At 62.0% G+C, this 17476-nt stretch carries 17 protein-coding genes; 16 read left to right on the plus strand and 1 reads right to left on the minus strand.

Going from position 1 to position 17476, the window contains the following annotated elements:
* Positions 1–49: 49 nt before the first annotated feature.
* The 13 genes from GFM02_RS21640 to GFM02_RS21700 all read left to right on the plus strand — a co-directional run bounded on the left by GFM02_RS21640 (position 50) and on the right by GFM02_RS21700 (position 13176).
* On the plus strand, positions 50–943 hold the full coding sequence (locus GFM02_RS21640; protein WP_168322738.1) for a LysR family transcriptional regulator: 894 nt from the start codon (positions 50–52) through the stop codon (positions 941–943).
* Positions 944–1114: 171 nt separating this feature from the next.
* Positions 1115–1393 carry an acylphosphatase gene (locus GFM02_RS21645; RefSeq protein ID WP_168269390.1) on the plus strand — a complete coding sequence of 93 codons (279 nt, stop codon included), beginning with the start codon at positions 1115–1117 and terminating at the stop codon, positions 1391–1393.
* A gap of 142 nt (positions 1394–1535) precedes the next feature.
* Positions 1536–2189, plus strand: coding sequence for a Rieske 2Fe-2S domain-containing protein (locus GFM02_RS21650; RefSeq protein ID WP_168322739.1), 654 nt, complete (start codon positions 1536–1538; stop codon positions 2187–2189).
* Positions 2186–3031 carry an aromatic ring-hydroxylating oxygenase subunit alpha gene (locus GFM02_RS21655; protein ID WP_168322740.1) on the plus strand — a complete coding sequence of 282 codons (846 nt, stop codon included), beginning with the start codon at positions 2186–2188 and terminating at the stop codon, positions 3029–3031. The genes GFM02_RS21650 and GFM02_RS21655 overlap by 4 nt, the downstream gene beginning before the upstream one ends.
* A complete protein-coding gene (locus GFM02_RS21660) occupies positions 3028–3687 on the plus strand; it encodes a glutathione S-transferase family protein (RefSeq protein ID WP_168322741.1) in 660 nt (219 codons plus the stop codon). The genes GFM02_RS21655 and GFM02_RS21660 overlap by 4 nt, the downstream gene beginning before the upstream one ends.
* 1 nt (position 3688) lies before the next feature.
* On the plus strand, positions 3689–5068 hold the full coding sequence (locus GFM02_RS21665; protein WP_168322742.1) for an amidohydrolase: 1380 nt from the start codon (positions 3689–3691) through the stop codon (positions 5066–5068).
* 26 nt (positions 5069–5094) lie between these two features.
* Entirely contained in the window at positions 5095–6192 is a 1098-nt protein-coding gene (locus GFM02_RS21670; RefSeq protein ID WP_168322743.1) for a BMP family ABC transporter substrate-binding protein, read from the plus strand.
* A 3-nt stretch (positions 6193–6195) separates the two neighbouring features.
* Positions 6196–7719, plus strand: a complete 1524-nt coding sequence (locus GFM02_RS21675; RefSeq protein WP_168322744.1) for an ABC transporter ATP-binding protein — start codon at positions 6196–6198, stop codon at positions 7717–7719.
* Positions 7716–8816, plus strand: coding sequence for an ABC transporter permease (locus tag GFM02_RS21680; RefSeq protein ID WP_003538564.1), 1101 nt, complete (start codon positions 7716–7718; stop codon positions 8814–8816). The genes GFM02_RS21675 and GFM02_RS21680 overlap by 4 nt, the downstream gene beginning before the upstream one ends.
* Positions 8813–9724: an ABC transporter permease gene (locus GFM02_RS21685; protein ID WP_168269379.1), complete on the plus strand. Its 912-nt coding sequence runs from the start codon at positions 8813–8815 to the stop codon at positions 9722–9724. The genes GFM02_RS21680 and GFM02_RS21685 overlap by 4 nt, the downstream gene beginning before the upstream one ends.
* Positions 9725–10104: 380 nt before the next feature.
* Positions 10105–11418, plus strand: a complete 1314-nt coding sequence (locus GFM02_RS21690; RefSeq protein WP_168269377.1) for a CmpA/NrtA family ABC transporter substrate-binding protein — start codon at positions 10105–10107, stop codon at positions 11416–11418.
* Positions 11419–11473: 55 nt separating this feature from the next.
* Complete coding sequence (ntrB, locus tag GFM02_RS21695; RefSeq protein WP_168269375.1) at positions 11474–12367, plus strand: nitrate ABC transporter permease; 894 nt, start codon at positions 11474–11476, stop codon at positions 12365–12367.
* An 11-nt stretch (positions 12368–12378) separates the two neighbouring features.
* Entirely contained in the window at positions 12379–13176 is a 798-nt protein-coding gene (locus GFM02_RS21700) for an ABC transporter ATP-binding protein (RefSeq protein ID WP_168322745.1), read from the plus strand.
* Between the two features lie 83 nt (positions 13177–13259).
* Here the strand turns inward: GFM02_RS21700 and GFM02_RS21705 are convergent, their stop codons facing one another.
* Positions 13260–13934 carry an FCD domain-containing protein gene (locus GFM02_RS21705; RefSeq protein WP_168322746.1) on the minus strand — a complete coding sequence of 225 codons (675 nt, stop codon included), beginning with the start codon at positions 13932–13934 and terminating at the stop codon, positions 13260–13262.
* Between the two features lie 340 nt (positions 13935–14274).
* Between GFM02_RS21705 and GFM02_RS21710 the strand changes: the two genes are divergently transcribed.
* Genes GFM02_RS21710 through GFM02_RS21720 form a run of 3 tightly spaced genes read left to right on the plus strand, consistent with a single transcriptional unit; the run spans position 14275 to position 17476 of the window.
* Positions 14275–15402, plus strand: a complete 1128-nt coding sequence (locus tag GFM02_RS21710; protein WP_168269371.1) for a BMP family ABC transporter substrate-binding protein — start codon at positions 14275–14277, stop codon at positions 15400–15402.
* Between the two features lie 20 nt (positions 15403–15422).
* Entirely contained in the window at positions 15423–16550 is a 1128-nt protein-coding gene (locus tag GFM02_RS21715) for an ABC transporter permease (RefSeq protein WP_168322747.1), read from the plus strand.
* Complete coding sequence (locus tag GFM02_RS21720; protein WP_168322748.1) at positions 16550–17476, plus strand: ABC transporter permease; 927 nt, start codon at positions 16550–16552, stop codon at positions 17474–17476. Before GFM02_RS21715 ends, GFM02_RS21720 begins: the two co-directional genes overlap by 1 nt.

The raw sequence follows: 17476 nt of genomic DNA on the forward strand, positions 1-17476 counted from the left end.
AATGTGACAGAATGTATGTCAAAAACTTACAATCAAATGGAAGAAGGCTATGGAGGCTGTCAACCTCAACCGGCTGGCCTATTTTGCAGCCGTCGTCGATACCGGCTCGTTCACGAAAGCTGCCGAGCGCCTCGCGATCACGAAGACGGTCGTCAGCCAGCAGGTTGCGCGGCTGGAAGCTGAGTTGAAAACTAGCTTGCTTCTCCGGACAACACGACGCGTCGAGCCGACTGAGGCCGGCAGGCTTCTCTACGCACGCTGCGTCATGATCTTCCGCGAAGCCGGGGACGCTGTCGATGAAATCACCCGCGCAAATGCCGAGCCGACAGGCATGCTACGCATTGCTGCGCCCAATGATTATGGTGCGAGCACGATCGCTCCGATTGCTGCGGCCTTTATCCAGAAGTATCCCGCTTGCAGGGTCGAGCTTCTGCTCGCCGATACGAGGATGGAACTGCTCGCCAATCAGATCGACCTTTCGATCCGCGTTGGTTGGCTCGATGACTCCAGTCATCAAGCGAGACGGATCGGTTCGTTCCGGCAGTTGCTTGTGGCGTCCCCCAGCTTCTTCGCCACGCTCAGTTTGAACAGTCCAGAGGACGCTGCGGGCCAGCCGTTTATCGCCAACCTGGCCCTCAAGGAGCCGGTGGTCTGGAGGTTTGTCCAGGGCGATTTCGACCGGCGGACCGTGCGGATGCAACAAAGCCTCATGAGCAATTCGACACCCGCGGTTCTCGCGGCCACGCTTGCGGGGGCAGGCATATCCGTCCTGCCGGATTTTCTGGCTGGAGAGCATATAGAGGCTGGCCGACTGATAAGATTGTTGCCGGACTGGAGCCTGCCTGCCGGCGGAATTTATGTCGTCTATCCGGCAGCTCGGTTTCGTCCGCCCAAGGTCACGGCTTTTGTCGCAATGCTTACGGGCGGTCGCTCGCCCGACTAGGCTGCGCCATCACGGAGCCTGAGTTGCTTCGAAGCAGCCATACGGTGGCGGGGAATTGGTATGCCGCCGCAGGGCTTTGCAAAGGATACCCCGACGCCATATCCTCGCCTTGACGGCGACCCCTTCCCCAAGTTCATTCAAGCGCTATGGTGTAGGAAAACAAGGGCGAGCATGGAACAAGATACAAGCCACCTGCTGGAGCGGATGACGATTGTCGGTGATCTCGAGGTCGCCTCCTTTGTTCCCTGGATCCGGCGCCACGCTGCCAAGCTTGGGCTCTCGCACACCATATCTCATACGAGTTCCATGCGGATCGTACTTGAGGTTGCTGGGCCGGAGGAACTGATCGACATGATGGAGATGGGATGCTCTCTCGGGCCTATCGACGTATGGGTCGAGAGGATAGAACGCACGGCGCTCAGCGCGAAAAGACCTGGTGCCGGGCTGTAAGATATTTCCTCCGTGCATATTATTTACTCAATGTTGCCAATGCGAAATAATTATGCAAACCTAATAAGGTTGAGCGGAATTACCGCGGCGCCGACGCGGGACTTGATCGGCAAGCATTTGGTTTTGTTTGGGAATTCTAGTCATGCCTTCCGATACGACGGGCTTTTGGACGCCAGTCGCCCTCTCCCGGGATTTACCGGCCGGAACCGTCATGCCGGCGCGGACGGCAGCCGGATCGATTGCCCTGTGGCGCAGCGCTTCCGGACTCATATCGGCCTCGGCGGATCGCTGTCCGCATCGCGGCATGCGCTTGTCTCACGGCTTCGTGCGCGGCGAGGCGCTTTCCTGCATCTATCACGGCTGGAGCTATGGCCAGGCCGGAAACTGTCTGCGCATCCCCGCCCATCCGGGCCTGACGCCACCGGAAACCATCCGCGTCGCCACCCATGATGTCGAGGAAGTGGGCAGCGTGATCTGGGTGGCCGTGGGCGCGCCCGCATCGAAGCCGCCCGGGCTTGAGGGCCTCATTCCCCTGCGCTCGCTGACAGCGTTCGCCGGCATCGCCGCGATCGAGGCGGCGGCCGGCAGCAAGGCGAGCCCTGATGGTCTTGTCGAGATCGACACACCCACCGGGACCATCTGTCTGCTATTATCCGCCCAAGAAGACGGACAGACGCTGATCCATGTACTGCTGAAGGGTGATGCCGGCCTTACCGCGGGCATCGGCGCTTCACGGGCCGCCGAAAACCTGCGGCGTCGGGCTGAGGATCTTCAGAAAAAGGAGATCGCGCAATGACCATGCAGGCGATGATCGATGAATGGTATCCGGTCGGGCTTTTCAGCCAGCTCGACAGCGCCGGCCGTAAGACGGCGCTGATGGGCGAGCCGATCGACGTGGCGCGCGATGCCGATGGCAATCCGAAGGTGACGGGCGGCGATCGGCGTGTTCTGCCGGTGCGTGTTCGTTACGGGCATGTCTGGTCCTCCCTCGGTGAGCCGAAGAAGGAACTTTTCCCCATTCCCGAGGCCGACCAGCCCGGCCGCCGCTTCGTCGATGTCGGCGTGGTGCGGGTGCGCTGCTCGCCGCTCCGCGCCGTCGAGAATTTTCTCGACATCGCCCATTTCCCCTTCGTCCACACCGATATTCTCGGCGCGGAGCCGCATACGGAGGTCCAGAACTACAAGGTCGAGATCCGCGAGCAAGAAGACGAGGTCTGGGCGACGCAGGTGAAATTCTACCAGCCGCAGGCCGCCAAGTCGGCAAGCGGCGGGATCACCACGGAATACATGTACCGCGTGCCGGCGCCCACCTGCTCCGTGCTTTACAAGACCTGCCCGCCGCGCCCGAGCGAATGGGATGTCATCACGCTCTTCGTGCAGCCGCTGGCCGAAGACCTCTGCGACGTCTGGCCGTGGATGGCGCTCTTCGATGACGAGACCGCGATGACCGACCTCATTCATTTCCAGCAGACGATCTTTCTGCAGGACCGTTCGATCCTCGAAAACCAGATCCCGCGGCTGCTGCCGCTCGACCCCGGCATGGAAATCCCGACGCGTGCCGATCTGACATCGATCGCCTACCGGCGCTGGCTGAAGCGTCACAACTATACCTATGGCGCACAGCTGGTGGCGCAATGAAGCTCTACGACTATATTCTCTCGCCAAGTTGCTACAAGGTGCGCCTGATGGCGGCGCTGGCCGGCGTGAAGCTTGACCTGCGCGCGGTGGATTTCCATCCCGGCGCCGAGCATCGCGGCCCCGAGCTGCTTGCGCTCAACCCGGCAGGCTCCATTCCGATCCTGGAGGATGGCGACCTGATCCTGACGGAATCGTCGGCGATCCTCGTTTATCTCGCCGCCAAGGCAGCACCCGAATGGCTCGGCAGCGGCAAGGCCGAGGAAGCGGCGCGGGTGCAGCAATGGCTGTCGTTCTCCGGTCGGCTGACGGCCAGCCTCGGCGGCGCGCGGCTCCATGAAATGCTGCTACGCCCGGGCGATATCGGCGCACTGCAGGCTCAGGGCATCGCCGCGCTTCGCGAGCTTGAAGCCGGGCTCGTCGAGCAGGGTCTTCGCGGCATGAGTTTCCTCGCCGCCGGCCGGCCGACAATTGCCGACATCGCCTGCTTTCCCTATGTGGCGCTGGCGCCCGATGGGGGCGTCACGCTGGATGCTTATCCTGCGATCCGGCTCTGGTCCCGCGCGCTGCGCGCTCTCGACAAATTTATCGAGATGCCAGGCATTCACCGGCTACACGAATTGAAGCCCGAACCTCAGATCGAATCGGGCGAGGCGTGAGATGGCTGGTTATTTCCTGAAGAACTGCGCAGCCGTGATCGTCGACGACGGCAAGGGGCCGGTCGTCCACCGCAATGTCGACCTCCTGACCAGTGGTCCGGCGATTGTGGCGATCGGCGAAAATCTGGGGGCAGACACATTACCTGTCGGCACCACCGTTCAGGATGCCGCCGGCTGGTTTGTCTATCCGGGCCTCGTCAACACCCATCATCACTTCTTCCAGTGCTTCGTGCGCAACCGCGCCGATCTCGACTGGACGAAGCTCTCTGTGATCGAGTGGCTGGACCGCATCTATCCGATCTTTTCGCAGCTCAACGAGGCGTGCTTCTACCACGCCTCGGTCACGGCGATGGCCGAGATGATCAAGCATGGCTGCACCACGGCCTTCGACCACCAGTACAATTTCCCCCGGCACGCCGGAAAGCAGCTGATCGACCGCCAGTTCGAAGCCGCCGAACTGCTCGGCATGCGTTTCCATGCCGGCCGCGGCGGCAACACCCTGCCGAAGTCGGAAGGCTCGACCATTCCCGACGAGATGCTGGAAACGACGGACGAATTCATCGCCGATTGCGCCCGGCTGATCGACACCTATCACGATACCAGCCCCTTCAGCATGCGCCAGGTCGTGGTGGCACCCTGTCAGCCGGTCAATTGCTACCGCGAGACTTTCCTGGAATCGGTGGCGCTGGCGCGCGATCGCGGCGTCATGATGCATACCCATGTCGGCGAAGGCGAAAGCCCGGTCATTCAGGCGCGCCACGGCATGCGTACGGTCGACTATCTGGAAGAGCTCGGCTTTGCCGGGCCTGATACCTTCTATGCCCATTGCTGGGAGCTCACCCACGACGAGCTCAGGAAGATGGCCGCCAGCGGCACCGGCGTCGCGCATTGCCCGGAACCGGTCTATCTGGTCGGCGCTGAGGTCACTGACATTCCCGCCATGGCAGCCTTCGGCCTGCGCATCGGCCTCGGCTGCGATGGTGCTGCCTCCAGCGACAATTCCAACCTGATGCACTGCCTGCACTCCGCCTACATGCTGCAGTGCCTCGTCTCCTCCAGCCGTGCGCATCCCGTGCCGCCACCAGTCGATTTCCTCGGCTACGGCACGACCGGGGGTGCCGGCCTGCTCGGCCGGCGCGATATCGGCCGGCTCGCGCCCGGCATGGCCGCCGACCTGTTTGCGATCGACACGCGGCGCATGGATTATGTCGGCACGCGCCACGATCCGCTGAGCCTGATTGCCCGCGTCGGCATCGGCATGGCGACTGACATGACCATGATCAATGGCCGCATCGTCTGGCAGAAGGGCGAATTTCCCGGGCTCGACGAAGCCAAGCTGGCTGCCGATGCCGAGGCCGCACTATCCACCGTGGAATTTTAAAAAAACCAAAAGAGGGAACTGAGAACATGACCAAACTGACCCGCAGAAATCTGATGACCGCCGCTGCCGCTACCGGCCTCGCCGGCGCGCTCGGCAGCCGGCTTGCTTTCGCCGCCGACGAGCCACTCGGCATCACGCTGGTAATCCCCTCGCCGGTCGGCGACGTTGGCTGGGGGCACGCACTTGCAGCCGGCCTCGAGCCGATCAAGGCCGCTTACGGCGACAAGGTGAAGGTCACCGTGCTTGAGAATATTGCGGAAGGCCCGGACGCCGACCGCATCATGAACAAGACCGTCGCCGACGGAAACAAGTTCCTGGTTGCCGGCTCTTTCGGCTATCAGAACGGCGCCTTGCAGGTCGCCCGCCGCGATCCGAGCGTCACGGTCCTGCACGCCTCCGGCTTCCAGGTCGCTCCGAACTTCTCGCCCTTCGCCGCCAAGTATTTCCAGGGCACCTATCTGCTCGGTATGGCTGCGGCAGCACTTTCCAAGACCGGCAAACTCGGCTCTGTCTCGGCCTTTGCGATCCCCGAGCTCATTACCTCGATCAACGCCTTTACGCTCGGCGCCCAGGCCGTCAAGCCCGATATTGAGGTCTCGGTGGTCTGGGTGAACTCATGGTTCGATCCGGCCAAGGAGCAGGAAGCCGCTAAGGCCCTGATCGCGCAGAAGTGCGACGTGATCTTCTCCAACGCCCAGGACACGCCGTCTGTGATCTCGGCCTGTGAGGAAGCCGGCGTCTACGCCTTCAACCTCAATTCCTCGATGAAGAAATATGCGCCCAAAACCTATCTCGGCTGCATCGCGACGGACTGGTCGCCGTTCTTCAAGGCTTCGGTCGATGCCCATCTCGCCGGTACGTTTAAGGGCGCCAATGCGTTCCTCGGCGTTGCCGACAAGGTTGTCGAGGTGGTCGACTGGAATCCTGATATTCCGGCTGAGGTGATGACCAAGATCAAGGAGATCGAGGTAAAGATCGCCGACGGCAGCTTCTCGCCCTTTACCGGGCCGATCGCCAAGGCCGACGGCAGCGAAGCTGTCGCATCGGGTGCGACCATGGCCGACCCCGAGATCATCGCCATGAACTGGCACGTCAAGGGCGTGTCCACGCCGCTGCCGAAATAAATCATGACCACCCCGCTCCTGTCGCTGCGCGGCATTTCGAAGAGCTACGGCCAGATCCATGCCAATCAGGCCATCGATCTGGACGTGGCGCCGCAATCGATTCATGCGATCCTCGGGGAAAACGGGGCGGGAAAATCGACGCTGATGAAGCTGATCTACGGCGTCGAGCAACCGGACGGCGGAGAGGTCATCTGGGAAGGAAACCCGTTGCGCCTCGCCTCCCCCGCCGAGGCTAGGCGCAATGGCATCGGCATGGTCTTCCAGCATTTCTCGCTGTTCGAGACCCTGACCGTCCTGGAGAATATTCGGCTGGTCGTGCCGGGCCGCAAGGCTGAGCTCAAGGACCGTATTCGGACGCTTGGACGGGAATTCGGCCTCGAAGTCGACCCGCTTGCCCATGTGCATGCGCTGTCTGTCGGCGAACGGCAACGGGTGGAGATCATCCGAAGCCTGATGACCAATCCGAAGCTGCTGATCCTCGACGAGCCCACCTCCGTCCTGCCGCCGCAACTGGTGGTGAAGCTCTTCGACACGCTGCGTCGGCTGCGCGACGGCGGCGTTTCCATCCTGTTGATCTCCCACAAGCTCGAAGAAATCCGGGCGATCTGCGACCGGGCGACGATCCTGCGCGGCGGACGCGTGACCGGGGATGTCGACCCGCGTCAACATGATGCCCATGACCTTGCCCGCATGATGATCGGCCATGACATGCCGGCGCCGATGGCGGCGCTGCCACTGTCTGGCGGCGAAAAGCGGCTGGAGATCATCGGTTTGGACTATCAGCCCGACGATCCCTTCGCAGTGCCGCTCTTCGGCATCAGTCTCGAGGTGCGTGCCGGCGAAATCCTCGGGATCGCCGGTATTTCGGGCAACGGTCAAAGCGAGCTTGCCGCCTTGATTTCAGGCGAGACGGTGCTGGGGCGCGACCAGCGCGACCGGATCTACATGATGGGGATGGATGTCGGCAGGCTCGACGCCGCCGGGCGGCGCACACTCGGATTTGCCTTCGTTCCGGAAGACCGGCTCGGACGCGGCGCCGTGCCCGAAATGTCGCTGGTCCTCAACAGCCTGCTGACGGCCCATCCGCTCAAGCTTTTGCGGCACGGTCTCGTCGACAGGGCGCGGGCTTCGGCGTTCACCGATGATTGCATCCGTCAGTATGATGTGCGCACTCCCAGCCCGGATGCGGAAGCCGGCACCCTGTCCGGCGGCAATCTGCAGAAGTTCATCGTCGGCCGCGAAATCATGCTGTCTCCCAAATTGCTTTTCCTGGCGCAGCCGACCTGGGGCGTCGATATCGGCGCCGCATCCGCCATCCGCAGCCGTCTGGTCGCATTGCGCAATCAGGGCATGGCGATCCTCGTCATTTCCGAGGAGCTGGAAGAACTGTTCGAGCTCTGCGATTCCATCCAGGTGCTGCATCACGGCCGACTCGGCCCGCCGCTCGCAACGCGGGACACGAAGCCCGAGGAGATCGGCCGATACATGATCGGGGCACAAGCCTCGCCTGAGAAAGTCCAGCAATGAGCGCTTGGTCCCTTGCTTTCGTTCCCACCCTGGTCCGCCGGGAGCGCGCTTCGCTTGCCGCGGCCCTGTGCGCACCTGTCATAGCGCTCGGGGGAGCGATCGCACTTAATCTCGGCCTTTACGTTTTGATGGGCCGCGATCCTGTCGCGGTCGTCTATGCGATGCTTTTCGAGCCCTTCCTTTCCTGGGCGTCATTTTCGGAAGTGCTTTTGAAGGCAGGTCCGCTCCTTCTCATCGCCCAAGGACTGGCGATCGGCTTTCGCGCCAAGGTCTTCAACATCGGCGCCGAAGGCCAGTTCATTCTCGGTGCGATCTTCGCCTCTGCCATTCCGGTCTGGTTTCCGCAAGCGACGGGCCAGTGGATCTGGCCGGCAATGCTGCTGCTCGGCGCCATCGGCGGCGCTCTCTGGGCTTCTCTCACCGCCTTCTGGCGCGTACGCCTCAACGCCAACGAGATTCTCGTCTCGCTGATGCTGAGCCTCGTTGCGGCGCAGCTGCTGAACTATCTGCTGCTCGGCCCCTGGAAGGATCCGAATGGCTTCAACTTCCCCCAGTCGGTGATGTTTCAGTATGATGCGATGGTGCCGACCCTGATTGCCGGTACCCGCGTCAATGTCTCATTCCTCATCACGCTCGCTTTGTCGGTTGCGGCCTGGGTCTTCATGCAGAGGAGCTTCATCGGCTACAAGCTGCAGGTCGGCGGTCTGGCGCCGCGGGCTGCCGGCTATGCCGGCTTTAAGGAAGGTTGGGCGATCTGGCTTTCGCTGCTGATCGGCGGTTTTGCAGCCGGTCTTGCCGGTGCCGCCGAAGTCGCAGGCCCGCTCGGTCAGCTGCAGCGTTCGGTCGCGAGCGGTTATGGCTATGCGGCCATCATCGTCGCCTATCTCGGCGGCCTGCATCCGATCGGCATCGTGATCTCGGCGCTGGTCATGGCGGTCATCTATATCGGTGGCGACAATGCCATGGTCTCGGCCAACCTGCCGATCGCCGCCGTTCGTGTCTTCCAGGGCAGTCTGCTGCTCGCCTACCTGATCGCCGTCGCCTTTGTGCGCTATCGCCTTGAATGGCGCCGCGCCGCTCACCGGAGCCCATCATGAACGCCATCGAGTTCATTCTTGCCGGCATGCTCGCGGCTGCGACCCCGTTTCTTCTGGCAGCCCTCGGCGAACTGGTGGCCGAGCGCGCCGGCGTCCTCAACCTCGGGGTCGAGGGATTGATGGCCTTCGGTGCCGTGCTCGCCTTCATCGTCGTCTATCAGGGCGGCGGACATCTCCTGGGTTTCGTCGTCGCCGGGCTCGGCAGTGCTGTGCTTTCGCTGCTCTTTGCCTTCGTCACTCTGGGATTCCGGGCAAACCAGGTGGCGGCGGGCCTTGCCATCGGCATTCTCGGCCAGGGCCTTTCCGCGCTTTTCGGCAAGACCTATGAAAGCCTCACGGTCAGGGGACTTCCGAAGCTCGCCCTTCCGGGGCTTTCGGAATTGCCGGTTATCGGCGGCCTTTTCGTCCAGGACATCGTCGTGTGGATTTCACTCGCCGCGACCCTCGCCTTGTGGGCGATATTTGCCTACAGCAAGCTTGGTCTTATCGTCCGCGCCGTCGGCGAGAATCCCAAGGCCGCTCACGCCATCGGCTATTCGGTGATATCAGTCCGCGTCCTCGCCATCGCCTTCGGCGGCGCGATGGCCGGCTTCGCCGGCGCCTATGCGTCGGTAGTCTATACACCGCTCTGGGCTGACGGGATGATTGCCGGGCGCGGCTGGATCGCCATCGCCCTCGTCGTCTTCGGGACTTGGCTCACCGGCCGTATCTTCCTCGGCGCCTGCCTCTTCGGCGCGGTCTCGCTGATGGGGCTTGCAGCCCAGGCAACCGGACTGGACGTTCCCTCGCAACTGCTCTCGAGCCTGCCATATCTCGTCACGATCATCGTCCTCGGCATCATCTCCGCTGACCGCCGCCTGCTCAAACTGAACGGCGTCGCTTCGCTCGGCGAACCATTCGAGCGATAATCTCGGCTTTGCGGTGGCAGTGCGGCGGCCGAGCCGCGCGCGTGCGCTGCACAAATAGTTGCTCTCACGACTGCGACCATAGCAGCAATCGCACAAAAGATCGGCACAAAGCAAACATGCCTAATGTATAGGCAGTTATAGATTCCTTGGATTTCTCATTTTACTTCAGGCCGTTACCAGCATTCAGCAGAACTGGCACGATGCTTGCAAGTTCTGAGAAGCATCGGTCAATGGCGACCGGCGCAGATAGGCGCGGCATAAGCGCCTACAATAGACACCGACGTCGCAAGGTTTTTGCTCCGGGATTCTCCCATCCCCTGGACGCAATTTCCGGCGGCGTTTTTTTGTGTCCAAATTCAGCCAGCAGAGGGAACCTGCGCATGACTAAGAATTTGCAGACTGGGATTTCGACAAGCGGCATTACCCGCCGCAGCATGCTCAAGACGACCGCAGCGGCTGCCCTCATCGGCGCCGTCAAGGCTGCCTTTCCGTCCGGCGCCTTTGCAGCCGGAGCGGGTCCTGAGGTGAAAGGTGCAAAGCTCGGCTTTATCGCTCTCACCGATTCCGCACCGCTGATCGTCGCCAAGGAAAAGGGCTTTTTCGACAAGTATGGCCTGCCGGAAACGGATGTGGCCAAACAGGCATCCTGGGGTGCGACCCGCGACAATCTCGTGCTGGGCGGTGCAGCAAACGGTATCGACGGTGCCCATATCCTGTCGCCGCTCCCCTATCTCATGCATACCGGCAAGGTGACGCAGAACAATAAGCCGGTGCCGATGGCGATCCTCGCCCGGCTCAACCTCGACAGCCAGGGTATTTCCGTCGCCAAGGAATATGCCGAGACCGGCGTGCAGCTGGATTCCTCCAAGCTGAAGGCGGCATTCGAGAAAAAGAAGGCGGAGGGCAAGGAGATCAAGGCCGCCATGACCTTCCCGGGCGGCACCCATGACCTCTGGATCCGCTACTGGCTCGCTGCCGGCGGCATCGATCCGAACAAGGACGTTTCGACCATCGTCGTGCCGCCGCCGCAGATGGTTGCCAACATGAAGGTCGGCAACATGGACGTCTTCTGTGTGGGCGAACCGTGGAATGAGCAGCTCGTCAACCAGGGCATCGGCTTTACCGCGGCCACCACCGGCGAGCTCTGGAAGGGTCATCCTGAAAAGGCGCTCGGACTGCGCGCCGACTGGATCGAAAAGAATCCCAATGCTGCCAAGGCCCTGCTGATGGCCGTCATGGAGGCCCAGCAGTGGTGCGAAAGCATGGACAATAAGGCGGAGATGGCTGAGATTCTCGGCAAGCGCCAATGGTTCAACGTTCCGACGAAGGACGTACTCGGCCGCCTCAAGGGCGACATCAATTATGGCAACGGCCGCGATGTCAAAGCCACCGACCTCTATATGAAGTTCTGGAAAGACGGCGCCTCCTATCCGTTCAAGAGCCACGATAGCTGGTTCATGACGGAAAACATCCGCTGGGGAAATCTACCGGCGAGTACCGACATCAAGGCGCTGGTCAACCAAGTGAACCGCGAAGACATCTGGCGCGAGGCCGCCAAGGATCTCGGCGTCGCGGCGGCCGATATTCCCGCATCGTCTTCTCGCGGCAAGGAGACTTTCTTCGACGGCAAGGTCTTCGACCCCGACAATCCCTCCGCCTATCTCGATAGCCTTTCGATCAAGGCTGTCTCCTGACCCGCTCCGGCGCGCGATGGCGCGCCGGCCTTTCATTCACGTGAGGAGCACGTTGATGTCCGCCCTGGCAAATAAAGAAAATCCCTCCATGGCCGCGCCTGCCACGCCGGTGGCAAAGGTTCTGCCATTTTCCGGCAAGCACGGATCGCGGGTCGATTTTCGTCGAGCGGCACTGACCGCACTTCGTAACGTCGTTCCGCCAGTCGTCGTGCTGGCACTCATCCTGCTCGTCTGGCAGGTGCTCTGTTCGTCGGCGGATGCGTCTTTGCCCTCGCCGCATCGGGTCTGGCAGGACAGCTATGACCTGATCGCCTATCCGTTTTTCAACTACGGCTCCCAGGATATCGGGCTCGGCTGGCGCGTGCTCATTTCGCTGCAGCGCGTTCTCTATGGCTTTGGGCTTGCCGCGGTCACCGGCGTCATCATCGGTGCGGTCATCGGCCAGTCGGTCTGGGCGATGCGTGGCCTCGATCCGATCTTCCAGGTGCTGCGTACGGTTCCGCCGCTCGCCTGGCTGCCGCTGTCGCTCGCAGCCTTCCAGGATTCCAACCCCTCGGCGATCTTCGTGATCTTCATCACGTCGATCTGGCCGGTGATTATCAACACCGCCGTTGGCGTCCGCAATATCCCGCAGGATTACCGCAATGTCGCCGAGGTGCTGCGCCTCAACCAGTTCGAGTTTTTCTGGAAGATCATGCTGCCTTCGGCAGCGCCTTACATCTTCACAGGCCTCAGGATCGGCGTCGGCCTCTCCTGGCTCGCCATCGTCGCGGCTGAAATGCTGACGGGCGGCGTCGGTATCGGCTTCTTCATCTGGGACGCATGGAACTCGTCGCGCCTTCCGGACATCATCGTCGCGCTCGCCTATATCGGCATCGTCGGCTTCGCCCTCGACAAGCTGGTGGCAGCACTCGGCAAACTCATCACCCGCGGCGCCATGGCCAACTGAGGAGCGCACCTATGAACGCCTATCTGAAGCTTGATCATATCGACAAACATTTCGATCGGGGCGGCGCGCGCGCCGAGGTCCTGAAGGACATCAACCTGACGATTTCCGCGGGCGAATTCGTCTCGATCATCGGCCATTCGGGCTGCGGCAAGTCCACCCTGCTCAACCTCATCGCCGGCCTGACGCCGGTTTCGGCAGGCGCCGTGCTGCTTGAAAACCGTGAGGTCAACGGACCCGGTCCGGAGCGCGCCGTCGTCTTCCAGAACCACTCGCTGCTGCCCTGGCTGACGGTCTACGAGAACGTCAATCTCGCCGTCTCCAAACTCTTCAACCGAACGAAGACCAAGGCCGAGCGGCATGAGTGGGTGATGGCCAACCTCGACCTCGTGCAGATGGCGCATGCCAGGGATAAGCGGCCTTCGGAAATTTCAGGCGGCATGAAGCAGCGCGTCGGCATCGCCCGCGCGCTTGCAATGGAACCGAAGATCCTGCTGCTCGACGAACCCTTCGGCGCGCTCGATGCGCTGACCCGCGCCCATCTTCAGGACGCCGTGATGGAAATCCACGCCCGGCTTGGCAACACGATGGTGATGATCACCCATGATGTCGATGAGGCGGTGCTGCTGTCCGATCGCATCGTGATGATGACCAATGGCCCGGCGGCCCGCATCGGCGAAGTGCTCGATGTGACCATGCCCCGTCCCCGCAATCGCATCGAACTCGCCTCCGACCGGGCATATCTCAAATGCCGTGAAGCCGTGCTGAAGTTCCTCTACGAACGCCACCGCTTCATCGAAGCGGCGGAGTAGAGACCGGGACATAACCTCGGCGTTTGCCGGCCGCGGTCTTCTCGCCTTCGTAGCGGCGACTGATTTCAGGCGTCGCGCCTTCTTTACTCCCCGGGCGTTGCAAAAACCGCGCTGGCATCGCTGACAATTTCCACATGGGAATATGCCGCCTGCCCTGCGGCGGTGGCGTCCGCGCGCATGATCGCGGTGACGATCCGGCCGTGCTCCTCATAGGATTTTGCCAGACGCCCGGGCAGGCGGAACTGCGCCCGCCGAAAAGGCGCAAGCCGCGCCCGTGTCTGAGTCACCATCTCGAAGACATGATCATTATGCGCTCCGCGATAAAGCCGGGTATGAAATTCGATATTGTGCGCCGAATATTCTTCTTCCGCGCCGGCATGCACGAGCCTCACCGATCCCCGATGCTCCAGCTCCAGCGCGCGCCGTTCATCGACCGTCATACGCTCGGCCGAGAGCCTGGCGCAGATCGCTTCGAGCTCCGCCATCGCCTCGAACATCGAATGCAGATAAGCCTCGGTGACATTGGTCACGACGGCACTGCGGTTCGGCTCGCGCGCAATCAATCCCATGGCACCCAGCTCACGCAGAGCCTCGCGCACCGGCGTACGCGAAACGTCGAAACGAGCCGCAAGCGACACCTCGTCCAGCTTCGCGCCCGGCAGGAGTTCACCCGTAACGATCATGTCGGCAATCGACCGCACCATCTGTTCGACGGTGGTTCCGGTACGGATCACTTCTCTGCGCCTGGTCTGCTTCACGATACGAATCTGCTCACATCAACACTCTGCATACAGATGACGTTCGAGACTGGATAAGTCAAATCGGGCGGCGAAGATATTGTTAAATTTTCGCTTTCCGATGCCAGAGATACCTCGGCTAACTCGACTTTGTGCCAACTACGCAGTCACAATGAACAAGAAATATCTATTGATTACTTTTTACGCAAGAATTCGATCAATCTGTATGCACTTTGCAACGCGCAAATCTTGCGGTAACGGATAAACTATAAAAAACAACAGATTAATTTCTGGCACATACATTGCATGCACTTTTCTGTACCCGTTCACAACCGGCCCAGCGCCGCAAGGAGCATTTCCGATGACCAAACTCCTTTCCATGAACCGCCGCAATTTCCTCCAGGCTTCCGCTGCCGGTGCGCTTGCCGGCGCCATGCCGGGCCTGATCGCCTCCTCCGCCGCAGCCCAAACCGCGCTGACCGTCGGCTTCATCTATGTCGGCCCCAAGGACGACTACGGCTACAATCAGGCGCATGCCGAAGGTGCGGCCGTCATCAAGGCGATGCCGGGTGTGACGCTGGTCGAAGAAGAGAACGTGCCGGAGACCGTCGACGTCCAGAAGACCATGGAATCCATGATCAACCTGGATGGCGCGACCCTGCTCTTTCCGACCTCCTTCGGCTACTTCGACCCACACATGCTGGCCGTGGCCGCCAAACATCCCGACATCCAGTTCCGCCACTGTGGCGGCCTCTGGCAGGAAGGCAAGAACCCGGCCAATACGGGCTCCTATTTCGGCTATATCTTCCAGGGCCAATATCTGAACGGCATTGCCGCCGGCCATGCGACGAAGAGCAAGAAGATCGGCTTCGTCGCCGCCAAGCCGATCCCGCAGGTTCTGCAGAATATCAACGCCTTCCTGCTTGGCGCGCGCGCAGTCGATCCTGGTATCACCTGCCAGGTGATCTTCACCGGCGAATGGTCGCTCGCCGTCAAGGAGGCCGAAGCGACCAATGCGCTGGTCGACCAGGGCGCCGACGTCATCACCTGCCACGTCGACAGCCCCAAAGTGGTTGTCGAGACGGCTGCCGGCCGCGGCGCCTTCGTCTGCGGCTATCACGCCAACCAGAGCCCGCTTGCTCCCGAAAAATACCTCACCGGCGCCGAATGGGCCTGGGGCAACGTCTACGGCGACTTCGTCAAGAAGGCGCAGGCCGGCGAAAAGCTCGGCAACTTCGTGCGTGGCGGCCTCAAGGACGGCTTCGTGAAGATGAGCGCGCTCGGCCCCGGTGTGCCCGCTGAGGGCCGCAAGGCTTTCGAAGCCACGCAGGCCGACATGATGAAGGGCGGCTTCTCGGTCTTCAAGGGACCGTTGAAGGACAACAAGGGCGACACCGTCGTGGCTGCCGACAAGAGCTACGCCGAAGACGCGATCGAGCTCGAAAGCATGAATTATCTGGTCGAGGGCGTTGTCGGGTCCACGGCGTAAACCGTGAAGGGAGAAGCGCCATGACCATCGAGGCCAATGATCCCGCAATAGTCATCGCGGAAAAACCGGCTTCCCTGCGCCCCGTCCTCGAATGGATCGCGCGGCGGGCCGAGCCTGTTGTCATCGGCCTCGCGGCCATTCTGATCGGTCTTGCGCTCTTCTCCCTCTTCATTCTGGCGGTCGGCAAGTCGCCGGCCACCCTCTTCCAACTGATGTACACCGGCGGCTTCGGCAGCTGGTTTTCGGTGCAGAACAGCTTAAGTCGTGCCGCACCCCTTCTCCTGACGGCACTCTGCGTCGCCCTGCCCGCCCGTCTCGGCCTCGTCATCATCGGCGGGGAAGGAGCGGTCGTGCTGGGCGGCGTTGCTGCCGCAGCCATGGCTCTGCCGCTCGCCGGCACTGCGCCTGTCTTCCTCACCCTCATTCTGATGGCGATCGCTGCCATGGTGGTCGGCGGCATCTGGATCGGCCTTGCCGGTTTCCTGCGCCACTATCGCGGCGTCAACGAAACCATCTCGTCGCTGCTGCTCTCCTATATCGCCATTGCCCTGATGAACCAGTTCGTCGAAGGGCTGCTGCGCGATCCGGCAAGCCTCAACAAGCCGTCGACCAGACCGTTGCCGGCGGAATACATGCTCGGCAATATTCCCGGCATGGACGTGCATTGGGGCCTGGTCATCGGCATCCTCGCCTGTGTGGTCTCCTGGATCGTGATCGAGGCGACGAGCTACGGTTTTGCCGCCCGCATCGCCGGCGGCAACGTGCGCGCCGCGCAGATCCAGGGACTGCCGGTCGGCAGGCTGATCGTGGGATTTACCGCGCTTGCCGGCAGTTTTGCCGGTCTGGCGGGCATGATCGAAGTGGCGGCGGTGCAGGGAAGTGCCAACGCCTCGCTTGCCGCCGGTTACGGTTATACCGGCATCCTCGTCGCTTTCCTCGCCAGGCATAATCCGCTTGCGATCATTCCGGTGGCGATCCTGCTCGGCGGCATCGACGCCTCGGGCGGCCTTATCCAGCGGCGGATGGGTCTGCCGGATGCGACGGTTCTGGTGCTGCAGGGCACGCTCTTCATTGTCATTCTGTTCTGCGAGACCTTCTACGGCCGCTTCAAGATCTTCAATCCCGACCTCTGGAAAAGGAGCCTCTGATGGAAGAGACAGGCATCGGCATCTGGGGCGTGCCGCTGGCGATCTTCGCAGGCGCCATCCGCGTTTCCACTCCCTTCATCTTCGTCAGCCTCGGCGAGGCAATCACCGAACGCTCCGGCCGCATCAATCTCGGCCTGGAAGGCACGCTCGTCTTCGGCGCCATGACGGCCTATGCGGTGGCCGTCATGACTGGCTCGCCGACCCTCGGCGTGCTGGCCGCAATGATCGCGGGCGCGATCTTCGGCCTCATCCACGGCTGGATCTGCAAGTTCCCGAAGGTCAACGACATCGCCATCGGCATCGCCATGATGCAGTTCGGTCTCGGCATGGCGTTTTTCCTCGGCAAATCCTTCATCCAGCCGGTGGCGCCGAAACTGCCCTCGATCCCGCTCGGCGGCTGGTCGAGCACGCCGCAGGTCCAGGCGGCACTCAATATCAACGTGCTGTTTTTCATCGGCGCGGCACTTGCCCTCTTCCTGTTCTGGGCCTTCAAGAACACCCGCATCGGCCTGATCCTGCGCGTCGTCGGCGACAGCACCGACGCGGCCCGGGCCATGGGCATCCACCCGGACCGGGTTCGCCTGCTGGCGACGGCAGTGGGCGGTTCGCTGGCGGCAATCGGCGGCGCCTATCTCTCGCTCTATTATCCGGGCTCGTGGAATGAAGGCATTTCGTCGGGCCAGGGCCTGATGGCCGTGGCCCTCGTCATCTTCGCCCGCTGGAACCCGATCGGCTGCTTCCTCGCTGCCCTGCTTTTCGGCGGTGCCGGCGCGCTCGGCCCGGCGCTGCAATCGGTCGGCGTCACACAAGGCTACTACCTTTTTTATGCCGCACCTTACGTGCTCACCCTTGTCATCCTGATCGCCACCTCCTCGCCCACCCGCTCGCTCGCCGGTGCGCCGGGCGCGCTGTCGCTCACGAAATAA

Source organism: Rhizobium leguminosarum bv. viciae (assembly GCF_012276115.1).
Classification (GTDB): Bacteria; Pseudomonadota; Alphaproteobacteria; order Rhizobiales; family Rhizobiaceae; genus Rhizobium; species Rhizobium leguminosarum_T.

Coding starts and splice junctions, on each gene's coding strand:
- GFM02_RS21640 (WP_168322738.1), top strand. CDS start 50: ATGGAGGCTGTCAACCTCAACCGGCTGGCCTATTTTGCAGCCGTCGTC.
- GFM02_RS21645 (WP_168269390.1), top strand. CDS start 1,115: ATGGAACAAGATACAAGCCACCTGCTGGAGCGGATGACGATTGTCGGT.
- GFM02_RS21650 (WP_168322739.1), top strand. CDS start 1,536: ATGCCTTCCGATACGACGGGCTTTTGGACGCCAGTCGCCCTCTCCCGG.
- GFM02_RS21655 (WP_168322740.1), top strand. CDS start 2,186: ATGACCATGCAGGCGATGATCGATGAATGGTATCCGGTCGGGCTTTTC.
- GFM02_RS21660 (WP_168322741.1), top strand. CDS start 3,028: ATGAAGCTCTACGACTATATTCTCTCGCCAAGTTGCTACAAGGTGCGC.
- GFM02_RS21665 (WP_168322742.1), top strand. CDS start 3,689: ATGGCTGGTTATTTCCTGAAGAACTGCGCAGCCGTGATCGTCGACGAC.
- GFM02_RS21670 (WP_168322743.1), top strand. CDS start 5,095: ATGACCAAACTGACCCGCAGAAATCTGATGACCGCCGCTGCCGCTACC.
- GFM02_RS21675 (WP_168322744.1), top strand. CDS start 6,196: ATGACCACCCCGCTCCTGTCGCTGCGCGGCATTTCGAAGAGCTACGGC.
- GFM02_RS21680 (WP_003538564.1), top strand. CDS start 7,716: ATGAGCGCTTGGTCCCTTGCTTTCGTTCCCACCCTGGTCCGCCGGGAG.
- GFM02_RS21685 (WP_168269379.1), top strand. CDS start 8,813: ATGAACGCCATCGAGTTCATTCTTGCCGGCATGCTCGCGGCTGCGACC.
- GFM02_RS21690 (WP_168269377.1), top strand. CDS start 10,105: ATGACTAAGAATTTGCAGACTGGGATTTCGACAAGCGGCATTACCCGC.
- ntrB (WP_168269375.1), top strand. CDS start 11,474: ATGTCCGCCCTGGCAAATAAAGAAAATCCCTCCATGGCCGCGCCTGCC.
- GFM02_RS21700 (WP_168322745.1), top strand. CDS start 12,379: ATGAACGCCTATCTGAAGCTTGATCATATCGACAAACATTTCGATCGG.
- GFM02_RS21710 (WP_168269371.1), top strand. CDS start 14,275: ATGACCAAACTCCTTTCCATGAACCGCCGCAATTTCCTCCAGGCTTCC.
- GFM02_RS21715 (WP_168322747.1), top strand. CDS start 15,423: ATGACCATCGAGGCCAATGATCCCGCAATAGTCATCGCGGAAAAACCG.
- GFM02_RS21720 (WP_168322748.1), top strand. CDS start 16,550: ATGGAAGAGACAGGCATCGGCATCTGGGGCGTGCCGCTGGCGATCTTC.